This window comes from Streptomyces sp. MP131-18 (assembly GCF_001984575.1).
GTDB classification, from domain to species: Bacteria; Actinomycetota; Actinomycetes; order Streptomycetales; family Streptomycetaceae; genus Streptomyces; species Streptomyces johnsoniae.
In genome coordinates this window covers 1,641,067-1,663,496 of the sequence record NZ_LZNS01000001.1, presented here as the reverse complement: position 1 = coordinate 1,663,496, position 22,430 = coordinate 1,641,067, and the positions used below count along the sequence as shown (strand labels likewise).

Genomic DNA, 22,430 nt, shown 5'->3' with positions numbered 1-22,430 from the left:
GATCACCCTTTCGTGTGCTTTTCACCAAAGACCTCAAGGTGTCAACGGACCCCGCCGACAAAGGAGGCGTGACTACCCTTGCGCATTCCATGATGACCCCCACCCGTCCCGCCGACTCCGGCCCCGCCGGCGCGGGCGACCTCGACCGCTACTCCTACGCGGAGTCCACCGGCGCCGCCCGCACCACCAACGCACCCGCCTGGGACGGCGGCGACCCGGACATGGGCCGGGTCGGCCGCCGTGCCGCCGGGAGCCGCGGGCGCGGGCTCCACGGCCAACTCGTTCAGCAGCTCGGACAGATGATCGTCTCCGGTGACCTCGGCGCGGATCGCCCGCTCGTTCCCGAGGAGATCGGCCAGCGCTTCGAGGTCTCGCGGACCGTCGTCCGCGAGTCCCTGCGCGTGCTGGAGGCCAAGGGCCTGGTGAGTGCCCGGCCCAATGTGGGCACGCGCGTCCGGCCCGTCAGCGATTGGAACCTGCTCGATCCCGACATCATCGAATGGCGCGCCTTCGGCCCCCAGCGTGAGGACCAGCGGCGCGAGCTGAGCGAGCTGCGGCTGACCATCGAGCCGCTCGCCGCCCGGCTGGCCGCGGGGGACGTCTCCGAGGAGGTCCGGCAGCGCCTCGGCGACATGGTCGACATCATGACCCACGCCCTCGGCCAAGGCGACGCCCTCACCTTCTCCCGCGCGGACGCCGAGTTCCACGGCCTCCTGCTCCAGGCCGCGGGCAACCGCATGCTGGAGCACCTTTCCGGGATCGTGGCCGCCGCCCTCCAGGTCTCCGGCGGTGCCGCCTCGGGCTGCGAGCAGCCCACCGAGGCGTCGGTCGCCGTTCACCAGCGCATCGTGGACGCGGTCGCGTCCGGCGAGCCCGGCGCCGCCGAGACCGCGATGCGGCAGTTGCTGATGGCCTCCCCCGAGGCCGCCGCCCCCGCCGCGGCTCCGGCACCGGCACCGGCACCGGGAGGCGCCGACCATGTGGTTCCCGCCCCGCGCGAACACTGAAGCGAGTACTGAATCGGCACGCAGCGAGGTGTCGCCGGGCCCGATCCGGGCAGGGGTCCGGCGACGCTTCCGATCGGGCCCGCTACAGTCGAGCGTGCGGTGTGACTCGGGACACGCGAAAGCTGCGTAACGCTTCGGGGAGCAGCGCGATGAACCAAGAGGTGGCAGCAGCGGTGGGACCAGCAGTCCGCCGCCGCTCCGCCGCCGCCGTCGGCGCACCCCTGCCGTCGGTCACCGGTTCCGTCCGCATCGGGCGGGCCTGAAGCCGTTCCCAGAGTTTCCGAGAGGTTGTTCGTGTCGGCCAGCACTTCCCGTACGCTCCCCGCAGAGATCGCCGAGTCCAATTCTGTGATGGCGCTCATCGAACGGGGAAAGGCTGAGGGGCAGATCGCCGGCGACGACGTGCGCCGGGCCTTCGAGGCTGACCAGATCCCGTCAACCCAGTGGAAGAACGTTCTGCGCAGCCTCAACCAGATCCTCGACGAGGAGGGCGTGACGCTGATGGTGAGTGCCGCCGAGGCGCCCAAGCGCACCCGGAAGAGTGTCGCCGCGAAGACTACGGCCAAGCGCACCGCGACCAAGACTGTCGCGGCAAAGACCACGCCGGCCAAGAAGGCCACAGCCACGGCCCACCCCGACGAGCCACCCCTCGACGCCGAGAGCCTGGAGTCAGCCGGCGGCGGCTCCGCCCACAAGGCGATCGCCAAGAAGGCCCCGGCCAAGAAGGCGGTCGCGAAGAAGGCTCCCGCCAAGAAGGCGGTCGCGAAGAAGGCCCCGGCCAAGAAGGCCGTCGTCAAGAAGACGGCCGCCGACAAGGGCACGGAGCCGAAGAAGGAGATCGTCGACGAGTTTCTCGAGGGCGAGGAGGAGGTCGCTCTGGAGGAGCCCGCGGAGCGCGCCGCTCGCGGCGCCGCACCCACCGAGGGCCCCGACGGCAAGCCGGAGAACGAGGGCTTCATCCTGTCCGACGAGGACGAGGACGACGCCCCCGCCCAGCAGGTCGCCGCGGCCGGTGCCACCGCCGACCCGGTCAAGGACTACCTGAAGCAGATCGGCAAGGTTCCCCTGCTCAACGCGGAGCAGGAGGTGGAGCTGGCCAAGCGCATCGAGGCCGGTCTCTTCGCCGAGGACAAGCTGGCCAGCTCGGACAAGACCGCCCCCAAGCTGAGGCGCGAGCTGGAGATCATCTCCGAGGACGGCCGCCGCGCGAAGAACCACCTGCTGGAGGCCAACCTCCGGCTCGTGGTCTCCCTCGCCAAGCGCTACACGGGGCGCGGCATGCTGTTCCTCGACCTGATCCAGGAGGGCAACCTGGGTCTGATCCGCGCCGTCGAGAAGTTCGACTACACCAAGGGCTACAAGTTCTCCACGTATGCCACCTGGTGGATTCGACAGGCGATCACCCGCGCCATGGCCGACCAGGCCCGCACCATCCGTATCCCGGTGCACATGGTCGAAGTGATCAACAAGCTCGCGCGCGTGCAGCGTCAGATGCTCCAGGACCTGGGCCGCGAGCCCACCCCGGAGGAGCTGGCCAAGGAGCTGGACATGACCCCCGAGAAGGTGGTCGAAGTCCAGAAGTACGGGCGGGAGCCGATCTCCCTGCACACCCCGCTGGGTGAGGACGGTGACAGCGAGTTCGGTGACCTCATCGAGGACTCCGAGGCCGTGGTCCCGGCCGACGCGGTCAGCTTCACCCTTCTCCAGGAGCAGCTGCACTCGGTGCTCGACACGCTCAGTGAGCGTGAGGCGGGCGTGGTGTCGATGCGCTTCGGCCTCACCGACGGCCAGCCCAAGACCCTGGACGAGATCGGCAAGGTCTACGGGGTGACGCGCGAGCGCATCCGGCAGATCGAGTCCAAGACCATGTCGAAGCTCCGCCACCCCTCCCGTTCCCAGGTGCTTCGCGACTACCTGGACTAGCGCGACCGCCCCGGGGCGGGGTTCCACGTCACACCGTCGGCCGCGGTGCGCATCCGATTCCGGATGCGCACCGCGGCCGCGGCGTTGACGCTGGGTGGTTACAGGACCTCGAACGGTCAGGAGCCGCCATGCGCCATCCGTCCCGGGCACTGCCTATCGCCCTGTTGCTCCTCCTGACGGCTGCCCTGCCACCGGGCACTTCCGCGGCCGCCGGCGGGACGGTGGTCGGCGGCCATCCCGCACCGGTCTCCGCGCACCCCTGGGCGGTGGCCCTGGCGAGCCGGGAGCTGTTCGGCGACGAACGCTCCGGGCAGTTCTGCGGCGGGGCGGTCGTCGGCAGCGACACGGTGGTGACGGCGGCCCACTGCCTGAGCCGGCCCGTGCTCGGCGTGGACCCGGCGGAGCTGCGCGATCTCGCGGTGGTCGTCGGGCGGGACGACCTGCGGGGGCGCACGGGGCGTGAGGTGCCGGTGCGCGCGGTGTGGAAGGACCCGGATCACGACGAGCGGACCCACGTGGAGGATCTTGCCGTGCTCACGCTCGCCGAGCCGCTGCCGGACCACTGGGCCATCCCGGTGGCCGGTCCCGGCGACGCGGTCTATACGCCGGGCGTCGCGGCGCGCGTCTTCGGCTGGGGGGATATGAGCGGGGACGGCAGCTACGCCACGGAGCTGCGATCGGCGCGCGTGCGGATGCTGCCCGACGCGGCCTGCGCGCGTGCGTACGAGGGCGCGGGGAACGGCCGGTACCACTCGCCGTCGATGGTCTGCGCGGGGCTGCCGGACGGCGGCCGTGACGCCTGCCAGGGCGACAGCGGGGGTCCGCTGGTCGCGGGCGGGCGCCTGGTCGGCCTGGTGTCGTGGGGGACGGGTTGCGGGCAGCCCGGCCGACCGGGGGTCTACACCCGGGCGGCGGTGCTCGCTCAGCTGCCGGTGCGGCAGCAGGCGCCGGAATGGTGAACGGGCGGGCACCCCGGGTGACGCCGGAGTGCCCGCCCGCCGTCCGGCGCGGTGGCCGGACCAGAGCCCGTCGGTCGGTGGTCGGACGCGATACGTCAGGTCATCGTTCGTCGTCGGTCGCGGACACGGGAGTCGCCGTCAGCTTCTCCGTCTCGTCCTGTATTTCCGCGGCGATCTTCTTGAGCTCCGGCTCGAACTTACGGCCGTGGTGGGCGCAGAACAGCAGCTCTCCGCCGCTGATGAGGACCACGCGGAGATACGCCTGGGCACCACAGCGATCGCAGCGGTCCCCAGCCGTCAGCGGGCTCGCGGGGGTCAGAACAGTAGTCACGTCGCCTCTTCTCTAGCTCGACGAGCTGTCGTACCAGGAACAACATCCAACCAGGCCGAGAACGTTCCCGCTCGCGGCTTCTCAGCGAAAAAAATCTTCCGAGATGGCCGAACGCTGCCGGGTGGCGGCGAATGAGCCGTATTGCGGTAGTTGCTTGGTGTATCCGTTGTCTGGTGGTCTTATTCCGGCTACCTCGGCGTATCCGGGGTCGGCCCTTCGTTCAGGAGGACGTGCCCGAACCCTAAATGGTTCATGCCTCGAAGGGAACGTGATGTACACGTCACCCAGACGAGTTATCGAACGCGTGAGCGACTCTGGGCTACCCTGATACTTCCTGGGTAGCTGCACAACCGCTCTACAGGGCCTCGGTACCCTCTGAGCGGCACTCCGCCACCGATCAGGATTCAGCGAGGAGCGAACTGCGTGACCGCCGACACGTCCGTGCCATCAACCGCACTGCTGACCGGAGCCGACCCCGGCGGCAACTACACCGCGCGGCACCTGCTGGTTCTCGAGGGGCTTGAGGCGGTGCGCAAGCGGCCCGGCATGTACATCGGGTCGACCGACAGCCGCGGTCTGATGCACTGCCTGTGGGAGATCATCGACAATTCCGTCGACGAGGCGCTGGGCGGCCACTGCGACCGCATCGAGGTGTTCCTCCGCGAGGACGGCTCCGTCGAGGTGCGGGACAACGGGCGCGGCATCCCGGTCGACATCGAGCCGAAGACGGGGCTCTCGGGCGTCGAGGTCGTCATGACCAAGCTGCACGCCGGCGGCAAGTTCGGCGGCGGCTCCTACGCGGCCTCCGGAGGGCTGCACGGCGTCGGCGCCTCGGTGGTGAACGCGCTGTCCGCCCGCCTCGACGTGGAAGTGGACCGCGGCGGCCACACGAATGCGATCAGTTTCAGGCGGGGCACCCCCGGCATCTTCACGGAGTCGGGGCCCGACGCGCCGTTCGATCCGACCAGCGGGCTGCTGAAGAGCAAGAAGATTCCCAAGAGCCGCACGGGCACGCGCGTGCGGTACTGGGCGGACCGGCAGATTTTCCTGAAGGACGCCAAGCTGTCCCTGGACACGCTGCACGCCCGCGCCCGCCAGACCGCCTTCCTCGTTCCCGGCCTCACGCTCACCGTGCGTGACGAGCGGGGTGTCGACGGCGCGGATCACTCGGAAGAGGTCTTCCGTTACGACGGGGGCATCAGCGAGTTCTGTGAGTACCTGGCCTCGGACAAGCCGGTCTGTGACGTCCTGCGTCTGACGGGGGGCGGCACGTTCAAGGAGACCGTGCCGGTCCTGGACGACCGCGGGCACATGATCCCGACCGAGGTGCGGCGCGATCTGGAGGTCGATGTCGCGCTGCGCTGGGGCACCGGCTACGACACCGCGGTGAAGTCCTTCGTCAACATCATCGCGACGCCGAAGGGCGGCACGCACGTGGCCGGCTTCGAGCGGGCCGTGAGATCGACGGTGAACGATGTCCTGCGCGCGACGAAGCTGCTGCGCGTCGCGGAGGAGGACGTCACGAAGGACGACGCCCTCGAAGGCATGACGGCGGTGGTGACCGTCCGGCTCGCCGAGCCGCAGTTCGAGGGGCAGACGAAGGAGGTGCTCGGCACCTCGGCGGCGACCAGGATCGTGGCCAACGTGGTCGCCAAGGAGCTGAAGGAGTTCCTCACCTCCACCAAACGTGACGCGAAGCAGCAGGCCCGTGCCGTTCTGGAGAAGGTCGTGGCGGCGGCCAGGACCCGCATCGCGGCCCGGCAGCACAAGGAGGCCCAGCGCCGGAAGACCGCGCTGGAGTCTTCGGCGCTGCCGGCCAAGCTGGCCGACTGCCGCAGCGACGACGTGGACCGCAGCGAGCTGTTCATCGTCGAGGGGGACAGCGCGCTCGGCACCGCGAAGCTCGCGCGGAACTCGGAGTTCCAGGCGCTGCTGCCGATCCGGGGCAAGATTCTGAACGTTCAGAAGTCCTCGGTCTCCGACATGCTGAAGAACGCCGAGTGCGGCGCCATCATCCAGGTGATAGGGGCCGGGTCGGGGCGGACGTTCGACATCGACCAGGCGCGCTACGGCCGCGTGATCTTCCTGGCCGACGCCGACGTGGACGGCGCGCACATCCGCTGTCTGCTGCTGACCCTCTTCCAGCGCTACATGCGTCCCATGGTGGAGCAGGGCCGCGTCTTCTCGGCCGTGCCGCCGCTGCACCGGATCGAGCTGAGCAATCCGAAGCGCGGCCAGGAGAAGTACCTGTACACGTACTCGGACAACGAGCTGCGGGAGACGCTGCTCGACCTGGAGCGCAGGGGAGTGCGGTACAAGGACTCCATCCAGCGCTACAAGGGGCTCGGCGAGATGGACGCCGACCAGCTCGCGGAGACCACGATGGACCCGCGCAGGCGCACGCTCCGGCGCATCAACATCAGTGATCTGGAGGCGGCGGAGGAGGCGTTCAGCCTGCTGATGGGCAACGAGGTCGCTCCGCGGCGCGAGTTCATCACGAGTTCCGCCGCAACGCTGGACCGTTCGCGCATCGACACCTGAGCCACCGGCGAGCCACCGGGCGCTTTCAGGGTGGGACGTGCACGCAATTTACTTGCGTGGTTTGCGTTATTCTTGCGGGCATGACGCGACGACTTGCCCAGGTGGCGCAGAAGGTGGGCGTGAGCGAGGCCACGGTCAGCCGGGTCCTCAACGGGAAGCCCGGGGTGTCCGAGGCCACCCGGCAGGCCGTGCTCACGGCGCTGGATGTGCTGGGATACGAACGGCCCACCCAGCTACGGGGCGAACGCGGCCGGCTGGTCGGCCTGGTCCTGCCCGAGCTGGGCAACCCCATCTTCCCGGCCTTCGCCGAAGTGCTGGGCGGGGTCCTGGCGCAGCGCGGTCTGGTCCCCGTGCTCTGCACGCAGACGCCGGGCGGTATCCAGGAGACCGACTACGTCGACCTGCTGCTCCAGCAGCAGGTGTCGGGCGTGGTCTTCGCGGGCGGTCTCTACGCCCAGGAGAACGCCTCCCACCAGCACTACCGGCTCCTCGCGGAACGCCGGCTGCCGGTGGTGCTCATCAACGCCGCGGTACCGGGGCTCGGTTTCCCCACGGTCAGCTGCGACGACGCGGTGGCCGTCGAGCAGGCGTGGCGGCACCTGGTCTCGCTGGGGCATGAGCGCATCGGTCTCGTGCTGGGCCCGAGCGATCACGTGCCGTCGCAGCGCAAGCTGGCCGCGGCGCACGCGGCGGCGCGGGCCGGCGGGGGCGAGCTGCCGCCCGAGCGGGTCGCGCGGGCCATGTACACGCTGGAGGGCGGGCAGGCGGCGACCGCGACCCTGCTCGAACGCGGCGTCACGGGCGTGATCTGCGCGAGCGACGTGATCGCCCTCGGCGCGGTGCGGGCGGCCAGGCGGCGCGGGCTGGCGGTGCCGGGCGACCTCTCGGTCGTCGGATTCGACGACTCCACGCTGATGACCAGCACGTCTCCGCCGCTGAGCACGGTGCGGCAGCCCATCGAGGCCATGGGCCGGGCCGCCGTGGAGGTGCTGGTGGCCCAGTTCGGCGGCCGTGACGTGTCCCGCGACGAGCTGTTGTTCGAGCCCGAACTCGTTGTGCGTGAATCTACCGGTCCTGTGGCACGGGAAGCCAGCAGCTGACAGTCGCATTTTTTCATTTCACGCGCAGGATATTGCGCCAGGGTGTCATCGGTGGTTGAGTGTGCCCACTTCCCGGACATGCCCATGAAGGGGTCACCGATGACACCCATCGCCTACCGGCGCACGCGCCGCTGCCTCGCGACCGCCGCCGTCCTCGCCGTCACCGTCACCGCCTGTTCCTCGGACGACGACGGTGGCGGCGACGACGGCAGGGTGCAGCTGCACATCAACGGCCAGCCGCCGAGCACGGACACGCGTGAGCTGCGGGTGTTCAACGCGGAGATAGAAGCGTTCGAGGCCACGCACCCGGACATCGACATCGTTCCGCACGAGGGCTTCATGGAGCCCGAAACGTTCAACACCCGGGTCGCGGGCGGCGATCTGGAGGACGTCTTCTACGTCTACTTCACCGACCCGGCGCAAATCATCGAACAGGGCTACGCCGCGGACATCACCGACTACCTCGCCGACGTGCCGCACCTCGACCAGGTCCGGCCCGAACTCCAGGAAGTCTTCCAGGACGCCGAGGGCCGGCAGTACGGCGTCCCCACCGCGAACTACTCGATGGGTCTGCTCTACAACCGGGACCTGTTCGAGCAGGCCGGTCTCGACCCGAACGCGCCGCCCACCAGCTGGGAGGAGGTGCGCGAGGCGTCCGCGGCCATCGCCGAACTGGGCGGCGGCGTCACCGGATACGGCGAGTGCGCGATCGAGAACACCGGCGGCTGGCACCTGACCTCCGAGATCTACTCCACGGGCGGCGCCGTCGCCGAGCCGGACGGCGACAGCTGGCGGGCCGCGTTCAACACCGACGCGACCCGCACCCTGCTGGCGAACCTCCAGGCCATGCGCTGGGAGGACGACTCCATGGGCAGCGACCAGATGCGGTCCTGCGAGGACCTGATGGTCGCCATGGGTGCCGGACAGCTCGGCATGTACGTGGCCGCCCCGGACAACCTGCCGACCCTGGTGCGGCAGTACGACGGCACCTACGAGAACCTCGGCCTCGCGCCCATCCCCGAGGGGCAGGGCACGCTGATCGGCGGCGAGGGCTACATGATCAACGCCGGCGCCTCGCCCGAGCAGATCGAGGCCGCCCTGACCTGGCTCCAGTGGCGCTTCGTCAACCCCGACGAGATCGAACGCCGCATCGAGGAGAGCCTCGCCGACGACCTGCCGGTCGGCCTGCCGATGCCTCCCACCCCCGACATCTGGGTCGAGGGCGAGATCCGCGACAACGTCGAGGCGCTGAAGCAGGAGCACGCCAACGTACCGGTCGAAAACGTCCAGCCCTTCATGGACTCCGCCGCCACGATCCCCGGCCGGATCGAGCCGCCGCGGGCCCAGGAGGTGTACGCCATCCTCGACAACGTCATGCAGGGCGTGCTGACCGACGGCGACGCCGACATCGACGCGCTCCTCGACGACGCCGAGGACCAGGTCAACCGGATCTACGGCTCCTGAGATGGCGGCCCCCGTCACCGCGCCGGGGAAGCGCGCCGCCGGCAGGCGGCGGCGCCTCACCGAGCACCTCACCGCCTACGGGTTCCTGTGCGGAGCGCTCGTCATCTTCGGGCTCTTCGCCTGGTACCCCGTCGTCCGGAACGTCATCCTCAGCTTCCAGGAAGTGAACTTCGTCCGCGGGTCGAGCTGGGTGGGTCTTGATAATTTCACCTACATCTTCGACGACCCCCTGTTCGCCACCGCCTGGAAGAACAGCGCGGTATTCACGCTCTACGCGCTGCTGCTCGGCTTCGGCGTGCCGTTCGTCGCCGCGGTGCTCATCAACGAATTCCGGCACGCCAGAGCATACTTCCGGATTCTGGTCTACCTGCCGGTGATGCTGCCGCCCGTGGTCGTCGCCCTGATGTGGCGGTGGTTCTACCAGCCCGAAGGCGGGCTGATCAACGAAATACTCGGGGCAGCGCACCTGCCGACGTCGGACTGGACCAACTCGTCGAGTACCGCCCTGATCTCCCTGGTGATCGCCTCGACCTGGGCCAATATGGGCACCGCCACCCTCATCTACCTCGCGGCACTCCAGACGATCCCGGGTGAGCTGTACGAATCCGCGGAGCTCGACGGGGCGAGCATCTGGCGGCGGCTGTGGCACGTGACGATTCCGCAGACGCGTTTCGTCATTCTGATGCTGCTGCTCCTCCAGATCGTCGGGACGATGCAGGTGTTCACGGAGCCCTTCGTGATGACCGGCGGCGGCCCGGAGGATTCCACGGTCACGGTGATGCTGCTCGTGTACCGGTACGCGTTCGTCTACAACAACTTCGGCGCGGCCAGTGCCATGAGCCTGCTCCTGCTGATCTTCCTCGCCGTCTTCTCCGCCGCCTACCTGCGGGTCACCCGCAGCCGGCAGATATAAGAGGAGGTCCCCGTTGCGAACCCTGGTGCGCCCCGCGGTCCTCAGGACCACCCGCGGCCGGCTTGTCTACTGGTCCCTGCTCGTCGTCGTGCTGCTGCTGTTCACCATCGCCTTCATCATCCCCCTGTACTGGATGGTGACGGGCGGCATGAAGAGCTCCCCCGAGGTGGCCCGCAATCCACCGACCTACATTCCCGAGGAATGGCACCCCGGCAACTACTCGGACGCCTGGGACCAATTGGAACTGGCCCGCTACTTCGGCAACACAGTCCTGCTGATCGGCGGAGCCTGGCTGCTCGGACTTGCCGTCCAGCTCCCCGCCGCCTACGCGCTGTCCAAGCTCAGGCCCCGATTCGGGAACGTCATCCTCGGCCTCATGCTGATTACCCTCATGGTGCCCGCGACCGCGCTGCTGATACCGACGTACCTGACCGTCACCGATGTCCCGATATTCGGCACGAATCTCATCAACAGCCCGGCCGCCGTCTGGCTGCCGGCCGCGGCCAACGCATTCAACATCTACGTTCTGAAAAACTTCTTCGACCAGATACCGGACGAGCTGCTCGACGCCGCACGCATCGACGGAGCGGGCGCGTTCACGACGATGTGGCGGATCACGCTTCCGCTGTCCCGGCCCATCATCGCCGTGGTGTCCATTCTCTCCGTCACCGCGCTCTGGCGTGACTTCCTTTGGCCCCTCGTCGTGCTGCCCGACCCGGCCAAGCAGCCGATCACCGTCTACCTCCAGCGCATAGCCGACTCCACATCGCTGAACATGCTGATCGCCGGAATGGTCCTGGCCAGCATTCCTCTCGTGGTGATCTTCCTGATCTTCCAGCGCCACATTCTTGCCGGCCTGACCGCGGGCAGCCTCAAAGGCTGATCACCGAAAGGAAACCCCGTGCCGCACAACTCCTCCGGATGGTGGCGCACCGCCGCCATCTACCAGGTGTACGTCCGCAGTTTCGCCGACGGCGACGGCGACGGCACCGGCGACCTCGCCGGTGTCCGCGCCCGGCTGCCCTACCTCGCCTCACTGGGCGTGGAGGCGCTGTGGTTCACCCCCTGGTACGTCTCCCCGCTCGCCGACGGCGGGTACGACGTCACGGACTACCGCGCCATCGACCCGGCGTTCGGCACTCTGGACGAGGCGGAGAAGCTGATCTCGGAGGCCCGTCAGCTCGGCCTGCGCACGATCGTGGACGTGGTGCCCAACCACGTGTCCGACGAGCACCCCTGGTTCCGCGCCGCCCTCGCCGCGCCGCCGGGCAGCCCGGAGCGCGACCTGTTCCACTTCCGCGAGGGCAGGGGACCGGACGGCGAACTGCCGCCCAACGAGTGGCGCTCGGAGTTCGGCGGGCCCGCCTGGAGCCGCACCACCACACCCGAGGGGAAGCCGGGCCAGTGGTACCTGCACCTCTTCGCCTCCGGGCAGCCCGACCTCAACTGGGCGCACCCGCGGGTGCGCGAGGAGCATGAGGACATCCTCCGCTTCTGGTTCGAACGCGGCGCCGCGGGCATCCGCATCGACTCGGCGGCCCTCCTGGCCAAGGACCCGGACCTGCCCGACTTCGAGCCGGGCCGCGGCCCCCACCCGTACGTGGACCGCGACGAACTGCACGACGTCTACCGCTCCTGGCGCGCCGTCGCCGACGCGTACGGAGGCGTGCTCATCGGCGAGCTGTGGCTGCCCGACGTCGAAAGGTTCGCCCGCTACCTGCGCGCCGACGAACTGCACACCGCCTTCAACTTCGACACCCTCTCCCGCCCCTGGGACCCGGACCAGCTGCGGGAGTCCATCGACGCCACACTCGCCGCCCACTCCGGGGTCGGCGCGCCCGCCACCTGGGTGCTGGCCAACCACGACGTCACCCGCACCGTCACCCGCTACGGGCGCGAGGAGACCGGCTTCGCGTTCGCGGCCAAACGCTTCGGCACCCCCACCGACCTGGAGCTCGGCACCCGCAGGGCCCGCGCCGCCGCCCTGCTGACCCTCGCGCTGCCCGGCGCCGTCTACCTCTACCAGGGCGAGGAACTCGGCCTGCCCGAGGCCGACATCCCGCGCGACCGGATCACCGACCCCATGCACGCCAGATCGGGGGGCGTCGACCCCGGCCGCGACGGCTGCCGCGTTCCGCTGCCCTGGGAAGGCATCCGGCCGCCCTACGGCTTCGGCGGCGCGGACACCTGGCTGCCGCAGCCGGCGGACTGGGCGCGGTACACGGCCGAACGGCAGGAGGGCGAGCCGGAGTCCATGCTCAGCCTCTACCGCTCCGCCCTGCACCTGCGCCGCGGCCGGGCCGAACGTGCCGCCGACGAGCTGACCTGGTTCGACGCCGGGCCCGGCGTGCTGGCCTTCAGCCGGCCCGACGGTCTTGTGTGCGTCGTCAACCTCTCGGCGGGGCCTGTTCCCCTCCCCGCCCACACAGCTGTTCTGCTGAGCAGCGGTCCGCTGGACGACGCGGGACTGCTGCCGCAGGACACGGCGGCCTGGCTCCAGGGCTGAGCCCACGGCCGGCCGCCGCCCCACCCCCCACACAGAAGGGAAAGTCATGACTGCTGCACGTGCCGCGCGGTCGCGGAAGCGATCACGCACGGTGCTTGTCGTGGCCTGTGCGACCGCCCTCGGAGCAATCGGGACCGTCGCCACCGCCCGCGGCGGCGAGGCGCCCCCGTCGGTCCCGTCGGCCCCGCCGCCCGTGACGGCCGCCGACGCCGCGCCACTCGCGGGCGCGGACCTCCCGTTCGTCACACAGGAGGCCGAGGACGCCGAGCACGACGGCACCCTCATCGGCCCCGACTACACGCAGGGCACCGTCGCCTCCGAGGCGTCGGGGCGGCAGGCCGTCGAGCTGTCGGCCGGCCAGCGCGTGGAGTTCACGCTGACCGAGCCCGCGAACGCGCTCACCGCCGTGTACAGCATCCCCGACGGCAGCTCCGGCACGCTGTCGGTCTACGTCAACGGTGAGAAGACGCCGGAGCCGCTCGACGTCACCTCGGAGTTCGCCTACTTCGACGCGCCCTGGATCGCCGGTTCGAAGACACACCACTTCTTCAACCACGGGCGGCTCCTCCTCGGCCAGGACCTGGCCGCCGGGGACACCGTCGCCCTCCAGGCCGACTCCGGCGACACCGCCGGCCCCTACGTCATCGACTCCGCGGACTTCGAGCAGGTGGCGGCGCCCGCCGAGCCGCCGAGCGGCGCGCTCGACGTCACCGAGCTCGGCGCCGATCCCACCGGGGCGGCCGACTCCACGCGGGCGTTCACCGAGGCCGTGGCGCAGGGCCGCGGCGGCACGGTGTGGATTCCGCCGGGCGACTACCAGGTGAACCAGCCGCTCTACGTGGAGAACGTCACCATCCAGGGCGCCGGCCACTGGTACTCCACCGTGCACAGCTCCCGGTTCATCAACCAGGGCGAGTCGCCGGGGAACGTCCACATCAGCGACTTCGCCGTCATCGGCAGCGTCGCCGAGCGCGTGGACAGCAACCCGGACAACTTCGTCAACGGCAGTCTCGGCCCCGACTCGTCGGTGTCCGGCATGTGGCTCCAGCGCCTCAAGGTCGGCCTGTGGATGACCGGGACGAACGACAATCTCGTCGTCGAGGACAACCGCATCGTCGACATGGCCGCCGACGGGCTGAACGTCAACGGCAACGCCAACAACATCACCGTTCGTAACAACTATTTGCGCAACACCGGTGACGACTCGCTGGCCATGTGGTCGCTGCCGAGCATCAACCGCAACGCGACCTTCGACAGCAACACGGTGATCCAGCCCAACCTGGCGAACGGCATCGCCATCTACGGCGGCGAGGACATCAGCGTCACCAACAACCTCGTCCAGGACACCAACGCCCTCGGCAGCGGCATCGCCATCTCCAACCAGGCGTTCATGCAGCCCTTCTTCCCGCTCTCCGGCACCACCACGGTGGACGGCAACACGCTGGTGCGGGCGGGCGCCATGAACCCGAACTGGAACCATCCGATGTCGGCGCTGCGGGTCGACCCCTACAACCACCCGATCGAGGCGGACGTCCGGATCACCGACACCACGATCCTGGACAGCCCCTGGAGCGCCATCCAGTTCGTCTCCGGCAGCGGTCAGGGCCTCGCGGCCGACCATGTGACCGTCGAGGGCGCGACCATCGAGGACGTCGGCACGGTCGTCGTGCAGGCCGAGACGCCGGGCGACGTCACGTTCACGAACGTGACGGCGAGGGGCGTCGGTGTCGCGGGCGTCTACAACTGCCCCTTCCCGGCCGACCGGCCCTCGCTGACCATCCAGGACGGCGGCGGCAACTCCGGCTGGGACACCGAGTGGTCGGACTGCACCACCTGGCCCGAGCCCGGCGGCACTCCGTGAGCCCGGCCGGGGCCTGACCCCGGCCCGGCCCGCGAGGCCGCACCCCGGCGGCGCGCTTCCCCCGCGCCGCCGGGGTGCCACTATCGTGAACGGCATGTCAGCCAGCCGGATTCCGGTCCTCGTCCTCGCCGGCTTTCTCGGCGCGGGGAAGACCACGCTCCTCAACCACCTCCTGCGCAACCGTGAGGGCGTGCGGATCGGTGTGGTCGTCAACGATTTCGGCAGCATCCCCGTCGACGCGATGACGGTCGCCGGACAGGTCGACGCCATGGCCTCCTTCGGCAACGGCTGCCTGTGCTGCGCCGTCGACACCGAGGACCTGGACGCGGCGCTCGACGCCCTCGCCCGGCCGTCCGCGGCCATCGACCTCATCGTCGTCGAGGCCAGCGGCCTGGCCGAGCCGCCCGCGCTGATCCGGATGATCCTCGCCAGCGAGAACCGGCACATCGTCTACGGCGGCCTCGTCCAGGTCGTCGACGCGGCCGAGCCGCGGTACGCCCGCCACGCGGCCGTCGCCGATCTCGTCGTCCTCAACAAGACCGACCGGGTCGGGGAAGCTGAGCGCCTGGCGCTCGGGGAGGAGCTGCGCGGCCTGTCCGGCGGCGCACCCGTGATCGCCGCGGTCCACGGCCGCATCGACCCGCGGCTGCTGTTCGACCGCGACGGCCGCCGGGCCCGGGACTCGGGCCCCCGCCAGCTGTCGTTCGCCGACCTGCTCGCGGCCGAGGAGGAGACCGGCCAGGAGCACGCCCACACCGCGTACGACAGCGTCTCGTTCCGCACCGGGGACCCGATGGACCCGCGGCGGCTGATGCGGTTCCTCGACGCGCGGCCCGACGGGCTGTACCGGATCAAGGGCTTCGTGTCCTTCGGCCGGGAGCGCTTCGGCCTGCACGCCGTCGGCCGCTTCCTCCGCTTCTATCCGGCCGCGGCCGGGACGGACACCGCACTTGTGCTCATCGGCGCGGGCCTGGACACCGCGTCCCTGCACCGGGAGCTGGCCGCCTGCGCGGGAACGGAGCCGGCGTCCCCCGACACCCTGTGGCAGATCCTGCGTTACGTGGACGACCCGGATGACGTCGGCGAGGACGCGGCAGACGGCTCCCCGAGCGGCGAGGCCGGCCCCGCCCGCGTCCCCGAGGACGCCGCCGGGGCCGGCCTCGCCGGCTGATCACGCGCCGCGGCTCACACCCCGCTGCCGACCACCGCGACCGGCTTGGCCAGCGGCGTGCCCGAGCCGTCGCGCCGCGGGTCCGGCTCCGGCAGCTCGACCGGCGCCCCGGACGCCGTCGCGGCCCGCGCCGGGACGGCCCCGACCCAGGCGAACGTCAGCCGCTCCTCGCCCTTCAGGAAGCGCTGGCAGCGCACGCCGCCCGTGGCCCGCCCCTTGCGCGGGTACTGGTCGAACGGCGTCAGCTTCGCCGTGCCCAGCGTGTCGTCCAGCGTGCCGGTGCCGCCGGCCACGGTGAACACCACCGCGTCGCGCGCCGGATCGACGACCGCGAAGGACAGGACCCGGGCGCCCTCGGCGAGCTTGACGCCCGCCATGCCGCCGGCCGGCCGCCCCTGCGGCCGCACCTGCGACGCCTGGTACCGCAGCAGCTGCGCCTCGGTGGTGACGAAGACCAGGTCCTCCTCGCCGGTGTGCAGCTCGGCGGCGCCGACGACCCGGTCGCCCTCCTTCAGCGAGATGACTTCCAGCTCCTCCTTATTGGCCGGATAGTCCGGCACCACCCGCTTCACCACGCCCTGCTCGGTGCCGATGGCCAGCCCGGGGGAGGACTCGTCCAGCGTCGTCAGGCACACCACGCGCTCATCGGGCAGGAGCGAGAGGAACTCCGAGAGCTGCGCGCCGCCGGCCAGGCTGGGGGCCGACGTGCCCTGCGGCAGCTGCGGCAGGTCGACCACGGCCAGCCGCAGCAGCCGGCCCGAGGACGTCACCGCGCCGATCTCGCCCCTGATGGTGGTCGGCACGGCCGAGACGATCACGTCGTGCTTTCCGCGCCGCGCCCCGCGGCCGCCGCCGAACGCCCCGTCGCCGTCCTCCGTGCGCGCCAGCAGGCCGGTGGAGGAGAGCAGCACCCGGCAGGGGTCGTCGGAGACTTCGAGCGGCACCACGTCCGTGGCGGCCGCCTCCGACTCGCTCAGCCGGGTGCGGCGCGGCGTGGCGTACTTCTTGGCGACCTCGCCCAGCTCGGCGGAGACCAGCTTGCGCAGCTCCGCGTCGGAGTCCAGGATGCGCGTCAGCTCCTCGATCTCCCGCATCAGCCGGTCACGTTCGGTCTCCAGCTCGATGCGGTCGAACTTGGTCAGGCGGCGCAGCGGCGTGTCGAGGATGTACTGGGTCTGGATCTCCGTCAGGCCGAAGCGCCCGATCAGCGCCTCCTTGGCCCGCGCCGCGTTCTCGCTGGAGCGGATGAGGCGGATGACCTCGTCGATGTCGACCAGCGCGACGAGCAGACCCTCCACCAGGTGCAGCCGGTCCTGCCGCTTGCCGCGCCGGAACTCGCTGCGCCGCCGCACCACCTCGAAGCGGTGGTCGACGTAGACCTGGAGCAGCTCGCGCAGGCCCATCGTCAGCGGCTGGCCGTCGACGAGCGCCACATTGTTGATGCCGAAGGTCTCCTCCATCGGCGTCAGCTTGTAGAGCTGGGCGAGCACGGCCTCGGGATTGAACCCGTTCTTCACCTCGATGACCAGCCGCAGCCCGTGCTCGCGGTCCGTCAGGTCCTTGACGTCCGCGATGCCCTGGAGCCGCTTGGCGTTGACCAGGTCCTTGATCTTGCCGATGACCTTTTCCGGGCCGACGGTGAACGGCAGCTCGGTGACGACGAGGCCGCGGCGGCGGGCCGAGACCTTCTCCTCAGCCACCGTCGCCCGGATCCGGAACGTGCCGCGGCCCGTCTCGTACGCGTCGCGGATGCCGTCGAGGCCGACGATCTGACCGCCCGTCGGCAGGTCGGGGCCCGGCACCATGCGCATCAGCGTGGCCAGGTCGGCGGCCGGGTGCCTGATCAGGTGCCGCGCCGCCGCGATCACCTCGCCGAGGTTGTGCGGCGGCATGTTGGTCGCCATGCCGACGGCGATGCCGCTCGACCCGTTGACCAGGAGATTGGGGTAGGCGGCCGGCAGCGCCACCGGCTCGCGCTCGCTGCCGTCGTAGTTGGGCGCGAAGTCGACCGTGTCCTCGTCGATGGACTCCACCATCAGCCCGGCCGCGGGGGCGGAGCGGCACTCCGTGTACCGCATGGCGGCGGGCGGGTCGTCATTGCCGAGCGACCCGAAGTTCCCGTGGCCGTCGACCAGGGGCAGGCGCATCGTGAACGCCTGCGCCATCCGTACGAGTGCGTCGTAGATGGCGGTGTCCCCGTGCGGGTGGAGCTTGCCCATCACCTCGCCGACGACCCGTGCGCATTTCACGTATCCGCGGTCGGGCCGCAGGCCCATGTCGTGCATCTGGTACAGAATCCGGCGGTGCACCGGCTTCATCCCGTCCCGGGCGTCGGGCAGCGCCCGGGAGTAGATCACCGAGTAGGCGTACTCAAGGAAGGAGCCCTGCATCTCATCGACGACGTCGATGTCCAGGATGCGCTCCTCGAACTCCTCGGGAGGCGGGGACTTCGTACTGCGGCGGGCCATCGCGGCAGGGCTCCTTCGTACGGGTGGTCGGGTTGCTGCCGACCATTGTGGCCCGCTTCACCGACAACGGGGAACTTCGCACACCCTGGCTCACCTTGCATAAGGTGACCTAGATCTCGACCGTCCGAGCGAAGGGACCCCAACCTCATGGGCCACAGGGCCACCCCCCAGGAGTCCGTCGGCGGACTCTCCGCGACCGAGCACCGGCTGGCCAACGGCCTGCGCGTGGTGCTTTCCGAGGACCACCTCACCCCGGTCGCCGCCGTCTGCCTCTGGTACGACGTCGGCTCCCGCCACGAGGTCCGGGGCCGCACCGGACTGGCGCACCTCTTCGAACACCTGATGTTCCAGGGCTCGCAACAGGTGAAGGGCAACGGCCACTTCGAGCTCGTCCAAGGGGCGGGCGGCTCGCTCAACGGAACGACCAGCTTCGAACGCACCAACTACTTCGAGACGATGCCCGCCCACCAGCTGGAGCTCGCGCTGTGGCTGGAGGCGGACCGGATGGGCACGCTGCTGTCCGCCCTGGACGAGGAGTCCCTGGAGAACCAGCGGGACGTGGTGAAGAACGAGCGCCGTCAGCGCTACGACAACGTGCCCTACGGCACCGCGTTCGAGCGGCTGACCGCCATGGTCTTCCCCGACGGCCACCCTTACCACCACACGCCGATCGGCTCGATGGCCGATCTGGACGCCGCCTCGCTGGCGGACGCGCAGGAGTTCTTCCGCACCTACTACGCGCCCAACAACGCGGTGCTGTCCATCGTCGGGGACATCGACCCCGAACAGACGCTCGCCTGGGTCGAGCAGTACTTCGGTTCGATTCCCGCGCATGAGGGCAAGCGCCCGCCGCGCGACGGCACGCTGCCGGACACGCTGGACGGCGAGGTGCGCGAGCTGCTGCACGAGGACGTGCCCTCCCGCGCCCTGATGGCGGTCTACCGGCTGCCGCACGACGGCACCCGGGAGGCCGACGCCGCCGACCTGGCGCTGACCGTGCTCGGCGGCGGCGAGTCCTCGCGGCTGCACAACCGGCTGGTGCGTCGCGACCGCACGGCAGTGGCCGCCGGGTTCGGGCTGCTGCGGCTGTCCGGCGCGCCGTCGATGGGCTGGCTGGACGTCAAGACCTCGGGCGATGCCGAGATTCCCGAGATCGAGACGGCCGTGGACGAGGAGCTGGCGCGGTTCGCGGCCGAAGGCCCGACGCCCGAGGAGATGGAACGGGCCCAGGCCCAGCTGGAGCGCGAGTGGCTCGACCGGCTCGCGACGGTCGGCGGGCGCGCGGACGAGCTGTGCAAGTTCGCGGTTCTCTTCGGCGACCCGCAGCTCGCACTGACGGCCGTCCGGCGCATCCTGGAGGTCACCCGCGAGGAGGTGCAGGCCGTCGCCGCGGAGCGACTGCGCCCGGACAACCGCGCGGTGCTGGTCTACGAGCCCACCGAGGCCGGGGCCGACGCCTCGGACGACACCGATGAGGAAGCCGACACCGAAGGGGCGGACCAGTGACCGACGTCACTCCCACCATGCGACTGCACCCGCAGCCGACCGCGGGCACGGCCCGGCCGTGGGCGTTCCCCGCACCCGAGCGCGGCGGCCTGCCGAACGGGCTGACCGTGCTGCGCAGCCACCGCCCCGGCCAGCGGGTCATCGCCGTCGAGGTCAACGTGACGGCGCCGCTGGCGGCGGAGCCCGCCGACCAGGAGGGCGTGGCCACCATCATGGCGCGGGCCCTTTCCGAGGGCACCGACCGGCACAGCGCCGAGGAGTTCGCCGCCGAGCTGGAACGCTACGGCGCCACGCTGGACGCGCACGCCGACCACCCGGGCCTGCGGGTCTCGCTCGAAGTGCCCGCCTCGCGCCTGGACAAGGCACTCGGGCTGCTCGCCGACGCGCTGCGGGCCCCGGCCTTCGCGGAGAGCGAGATCGAGCGGCTGGTGCGCAACCGGCTGGACGAGATCCCGCACGAGCTGGCCAACCCGGGCCGCCGGGCGGCGATGGCCCTGTACGACGCGCTGTTCCCGGCCGAGTCCCGCATGGCGCGGCCCCGGCAGGGCACCGCCGAGTCGGTGGCGCGGATCGACGCCAAGGCGGTGCGCGCCTTCTACGAGGCCCACGTCAGGCCGGCCGCCGCCACCGCCGTCATTGTGGGCGACCTGACCGGCATCGACCTGGACGCGGCGCTCGCGGACACGCTGGGTGCCTGGACCGGGCCGGCCGCGGGCCGGCCGGTGTGGTCACAGGTCACCGCGGACGACACCGGCCGGGTGGTCATCGTCGACCGGCCGGGCGCCGTGCAGACGCAGCTGATCATCGGCCGCGTCGGGCCCGACCGGCACGACCCGGTGCACCCGGCGCGCCGCCTCGGGATCTACTGCCTGGGCGGCACGCTCACCTCCCGGCTGGACCGCGTGCTGCGGGAGGAGAAGGGCTACACCTACGGCGTCCGGGCGTTCAGCCAGGTGCTGCGCTCCCGGGCGGACGGCGCGGGCGCCGCGCTGCTCGGCATCCGCGGCTCGGTGGCCACCGAGGTGACCGGGCCCGCGCTGGAGGACCTGTGGCGCGTGCTGCGGGAGCTGGCGGAGGGCGGGCTGACCGACGAGGAACGCGACTCGGCCGTCCAGTACCTGGTCGGAGTGGCGCCGCTGAGCTTCGAGACCGCCGCCGCGGTCGCCGGGACGCTGGCGGACCAGGTCGAGGAGGAGCTGCCGGACGACTACCAGGCGACGCTGTACGCGCGGCTGGCCGAGACCGGCACCGTGGAGGCGACGGCGGCCGTGGTGCAGGCGTTCCCCGTCGACCGGCTGGTGACCGTTCTGGTCGGCGACGCGGAGCAGATCGCGGAGCCGGTGCGGGCGCTCGGCATCGGCGAGGTGACGGTCGTCGGCGGCTGAGGGGCGATGTGCGCACGGGCGCCCCGGGCTGTCCGGCCGGGGGCGCCCGCTGCCGTCCGGCGCGCGCCTCCGGCGCACGATCTCGCGGCGTTTACGGCCGAAAACCACTCCGATTTTCGGGGGGCTATCGGCATGCTCTGTTTTTTGCCATACAGTTCGGGGCAGTGACCCGGTGGTAATGCGACAGGGCTGACGCCGGATTGTCTGTGGGGGTTTGTTCATGCGTATCTCCGCGCACACGGTATGCACGGCAATCCGTGACGACATTGTCAGCGGGGTCCTGCCGCCCGGTGCCCGGCTGGCCGAGGAGCAGCTCGCACAGCGCTACGGGGTGTCCCGGGTCCCGGTCCGCGAGGCGCTGCGGACGCTCGAATCGGAGGGGTTCGTCGTCTCCCGGCGCCACGCGGGGGCGTGCGTGGCGCAGCCGGGGGACCGCGAGGCCGCGGATCTGCTGGACATCCACGCCCTGCTGGAGCCGCTGGGCGCCGCGCGCGCGGCGCAGCGCCGCACGGAGGCACACCTGAAGGTGCTGCGCGGTCTGGTGCGCCTCGGGCGACAGCGCGCAGGCCAGGGGCAGGAGACCGATCTCAGGTCGCTGGGCGACTGGTTCCACGAGACGGTCGCGCAGGCCACGTGCAGTCCCGGGCTCACCTCCCTGCTGGTGCAGCTCCGCCGCAAGATCACCTGGCTCTACGCCGCGGAGCCCCTCTCGCGCGCGGTCGGCCTGTGGCAGGAGCGCGGAGCGCTCGTCGACGCCATTGCCCGGGGGGACGCGGAGCGCGCCAGGATGCTGTCGGCCGCGCAGCTGGAACGGGCGACTCCGGCCCGCAGACAGTTCCGTTCCGTGACCGTGAGGGGTCCGAAACCTGCCGTAAACACAGTGCGCGGCCAGATTTAACAGCGGCCGTATACACCTGAGTTATCGCACCGATAATTCCGCTGCCGGATCAGAGGGCGGGAATTGTGCTGCCCGAATTCAGTGCATGCGCGGCGGCGGCCGTTTTCACACCGTTTCGGGAAGCTCTTCGAGTCCCTCGGAAACGAGCTTCGCGAGCCGGTCGAGTGCCGCCTCGGCCGCCTGCGCGTCATCGGCGGACGAGGCGAGCACGATCTCCTCGCCGCCCTCCGCGCCGAGGCTCAGCACGGCGAGCATCGAGGCGGCGTTGACGGGGGAGCTGTCCTTCTTTGCGATGGTCACCGGCACGCCGGCGGCCGTCGCGGCGCGGACGAAGATCGAGGCGGGACGGGCGTGCAGCCCTTCGGCCCAGCCAATGGAGACGCGGCGTTCGGCCATG

The 22,430-nt window shown here is 70.6% G+C and carries 17 protein-coding genes; 14 read left to right on the top strand and 3 right to left on the bottom strand.

The window, feature by feature from the left end:
- Window positions 1-14: 14 nt before the first annotated feature.
- The 3 genes from STBA_RS07265 to STBA_RS07255 all read left to right on the top strand — a co-directional run bounded on the left by STBA_RS07265 (window position 15) and on the right by STBA_RS07255 (window position 3,889).
- On the top strand, window positions 15-1,007 hold the full coding sequence (locus STBA_RS07265; protein ID WP_077058455.1) for a FadR/GntR family transcriptional regulator: 993 nt from the start codon (window positions 15-17) through the stop codon (window positions 1,005-1,007).
- A gap of 288 nt (window positions 1,008-1,295) precedes the next feature.
- Window positions 1,296-2,930: an RNA polymerase sigma factor gene (locus tag STBA_RS07260; RefSeq protein ID WP_077058454.1), complete on the top strand. Its 1,635-nt coding sequence runs from the start codon at window positions 1,296-1,298 to the stop codon at window positions 2,928-2,930.
- A gap of 128 nt (window positions 2,931-3,058) precedes the next feature.
- Window positions 3,059-3,889, top strand: coding sequence for a serine protease (locus STBA_RS07255; RefSeq protein ID WP_077058453.1), 831 nt, complete (start codon window positions 3,059-3,061; stop codon window positions 3,887-3,889).
- Window positions 3,890-3,989: 100 nt separating this feature from the next.
- On the opposite strand, the gene STBA_RS07250 is transcribed toward STBA_RS07255, so the two are convergent.
- Window positions 3,990-4,220 (bottom strand): hypothetical protein, encoded by a 231-nt coding sequence (locus STBA_RS07250; protein ID WP_077058452.1) that lies wholly within the window; start codon window positions 4,218-4,220, stop codon window positions 3,990-3,992.
- Between the two features lie 423 nt (window positions 4,221-4,643).
- On the opposite strand from STBA_RS07250, the gene STBA_RS07245 reads away from it, so the two are divergent.
- The 8 genes from STBA_RS07245 (at window position 4,644) to STBA_RS07210 (ending at window position 15,776) form a co-directional block, all read left to right on the top strand.
- On the top strand, window positions 4,644-6,761 hold the full coding sequence (locus tag STBA_RS07245; RefSeq protein WP_077058451.1) for a DNA topoisomerase IV subunit B: 2,118 nt from the start codon (window positions 4,644-4,646) through the stop codon (window positions 6,759-6,761).
- Between the two features lie 80 nt (window positions 6,762-6,841).
- The gene (locus STBA_RS07240; protein ID WP_077058450.1) at window positions 6,842-7,861 is read left to right on the top strand and encodes a LacI family DNA-binding transcriptional regulator; all 1,020 of its coding nucleotides are present in this window, start codon (window positions 6,842-6,844) and stop codon (window positions 7,859-7,861) included.
- Between the two features lie 99 nt (window positions 7,862-7,960).
- Window positions 7,961-9,325: an extracellular solute-binding protein gene (locus tag STBA_RS07235; protein WP_077058449.1), complete on the top strand. Its 1,365-nt coding sequence runs from the start codon at window positions 7,961-7,963 to the stop codon at window positions 9,323-9,325.
- Window position 9,326: 1 nt separating this feature from the next.
- On the top strand, window positions 9,327-10,238 hold the full coding sequence (locus STBA_RS07230) for a sugar ABC transporter permease (protein ID WP_077058448.1): 912 nt from the start codon (window positions 9,327-9,329) through the stop codon (window positions 10,236-10,238).
- Window positions 10,239-10,251: 13 nt separating this feature from the next.
- Entirely contained in the window at window positions 10,252-11,121 is an 870-nt protein-coding gene (locus STBA_RS07225; protein WP_077058447.1) for a carbohydrate ABC transporter permease, read from the top strand.
- 18 nt (window positions 11,122-11,139) lie between these two features.
- Window positions 11,140-12,744, top strand: a complete 1,605-nt coding sequence (locus STBA_RS07220) for a glycoside hydrolase family 13 protein (protein WP_077058446.1) — start codon at window positions 11,140-11,142, stop codon at window positions 12,742-12,744.
- A gap of 46 nt (window positions 12,745-12,790) precedes the next feature.
- On the top strand, window positions 12,791-14,605 hold the full coding sequence (locus STBA_RS07215) for a glycosyl hydrolase family 28-related protein (RefSeq protein ID WP_079251776.1): 1,815 nt from the start codon (window positions 12,791-12,793) through the stop codon (window positions 14,603-14,605).
- Between the two features lie 94 nt (window positions 14,606-14,699).
- Window positions 14,700-15,776, top strand: a complete 1,077-nt coding sequence (locus tag STBA_RS07210) for a GTP-binding protein (RefSeq protein WP_077058445.1) — start codon at window positions 14,700-14,702, stop codon at window positions 15,774-15,776.
- A gap of 14 nt (window positions 15,777-15,790) precedes the next feature.
- On the opposite strand, the gene STBA_RS07205 is transcribed toward STBA_RS07210, so the two are convergent.
- Window positions 15,791-18,244, bottom strand: coding sequence for a DNA topoisomerase IV subunit A (locus STBA_RS07205; RefSeq protein ID WP_077058444.1), 2,454 nt, complete (start codon window positions 18,242-18,244; stop codon window positions 15,791-15,793).
- Between the two features lie 147 nt (window positions 18,245-18,391).
- Here STBA_RS07205 and STBA_RS07200 point away from each other — a divergent pair, with 147 nt between their 5' ends.
- The 3 genes from STBA_RS07200 (at window position 18,392) to STBA_RS07190 (ending at window position 22,033) form a co-directional block, all read left to right on the top strand.
- Window positions 18,392-19,750 carry a pitrilysin family protein gene (locus STBA_RS07200; protein ID WP_077058443.1) on the top strand — a complete coding sequence of 453 codons (1,359 nt, stop codon included), beginning with the start codon at window positions 18,392-18,394 and terminating at the stop codon, window positions 19,748-19,750.
- Window positions 19,747-21,135, top strand: a complete 1,389-nt coding sequence (locus STBA_RS07195) for a pitrilysin family protein (protein WP_077058442.1) — start codon at window positions 19,747-19,749, stop codon at window positions 21,133-21,135. The genes STBA_RS07200 and STBA_RS07195 overlap by 4 nt, the downstream gene beginning before the upstream one ends.
- A gap of 220 nt (window positions 21,136-21,355) precedes the next feature.
- Entirely contained in the window at window positions 21,356-22,033 is a 678-nt protein-coding gene (locus STBA_RS07190) for a GntR family transcriptional regulator (protein ID WP_077058441.1), read from the top strand.
- A 105-nt stretch (window positions 22,034-22,138) separates the two neighbouring features.
- Here STBA_RS07190 and STBA_RS07185 read toward each other — a convergent pair whose 3' ends face one another.
- A complete protein-coding gene (locus tag STBA_RS07185) occupies window positions 22,139-22,429 on the bottom strand; it encodes an HPr family phosphocarrier protein (RefSeq protein WP_077058440.1) in 291 nt (96 codons plus the stop codon).
- Window position 22,430 lies beyond the last annotated feature (1 nt).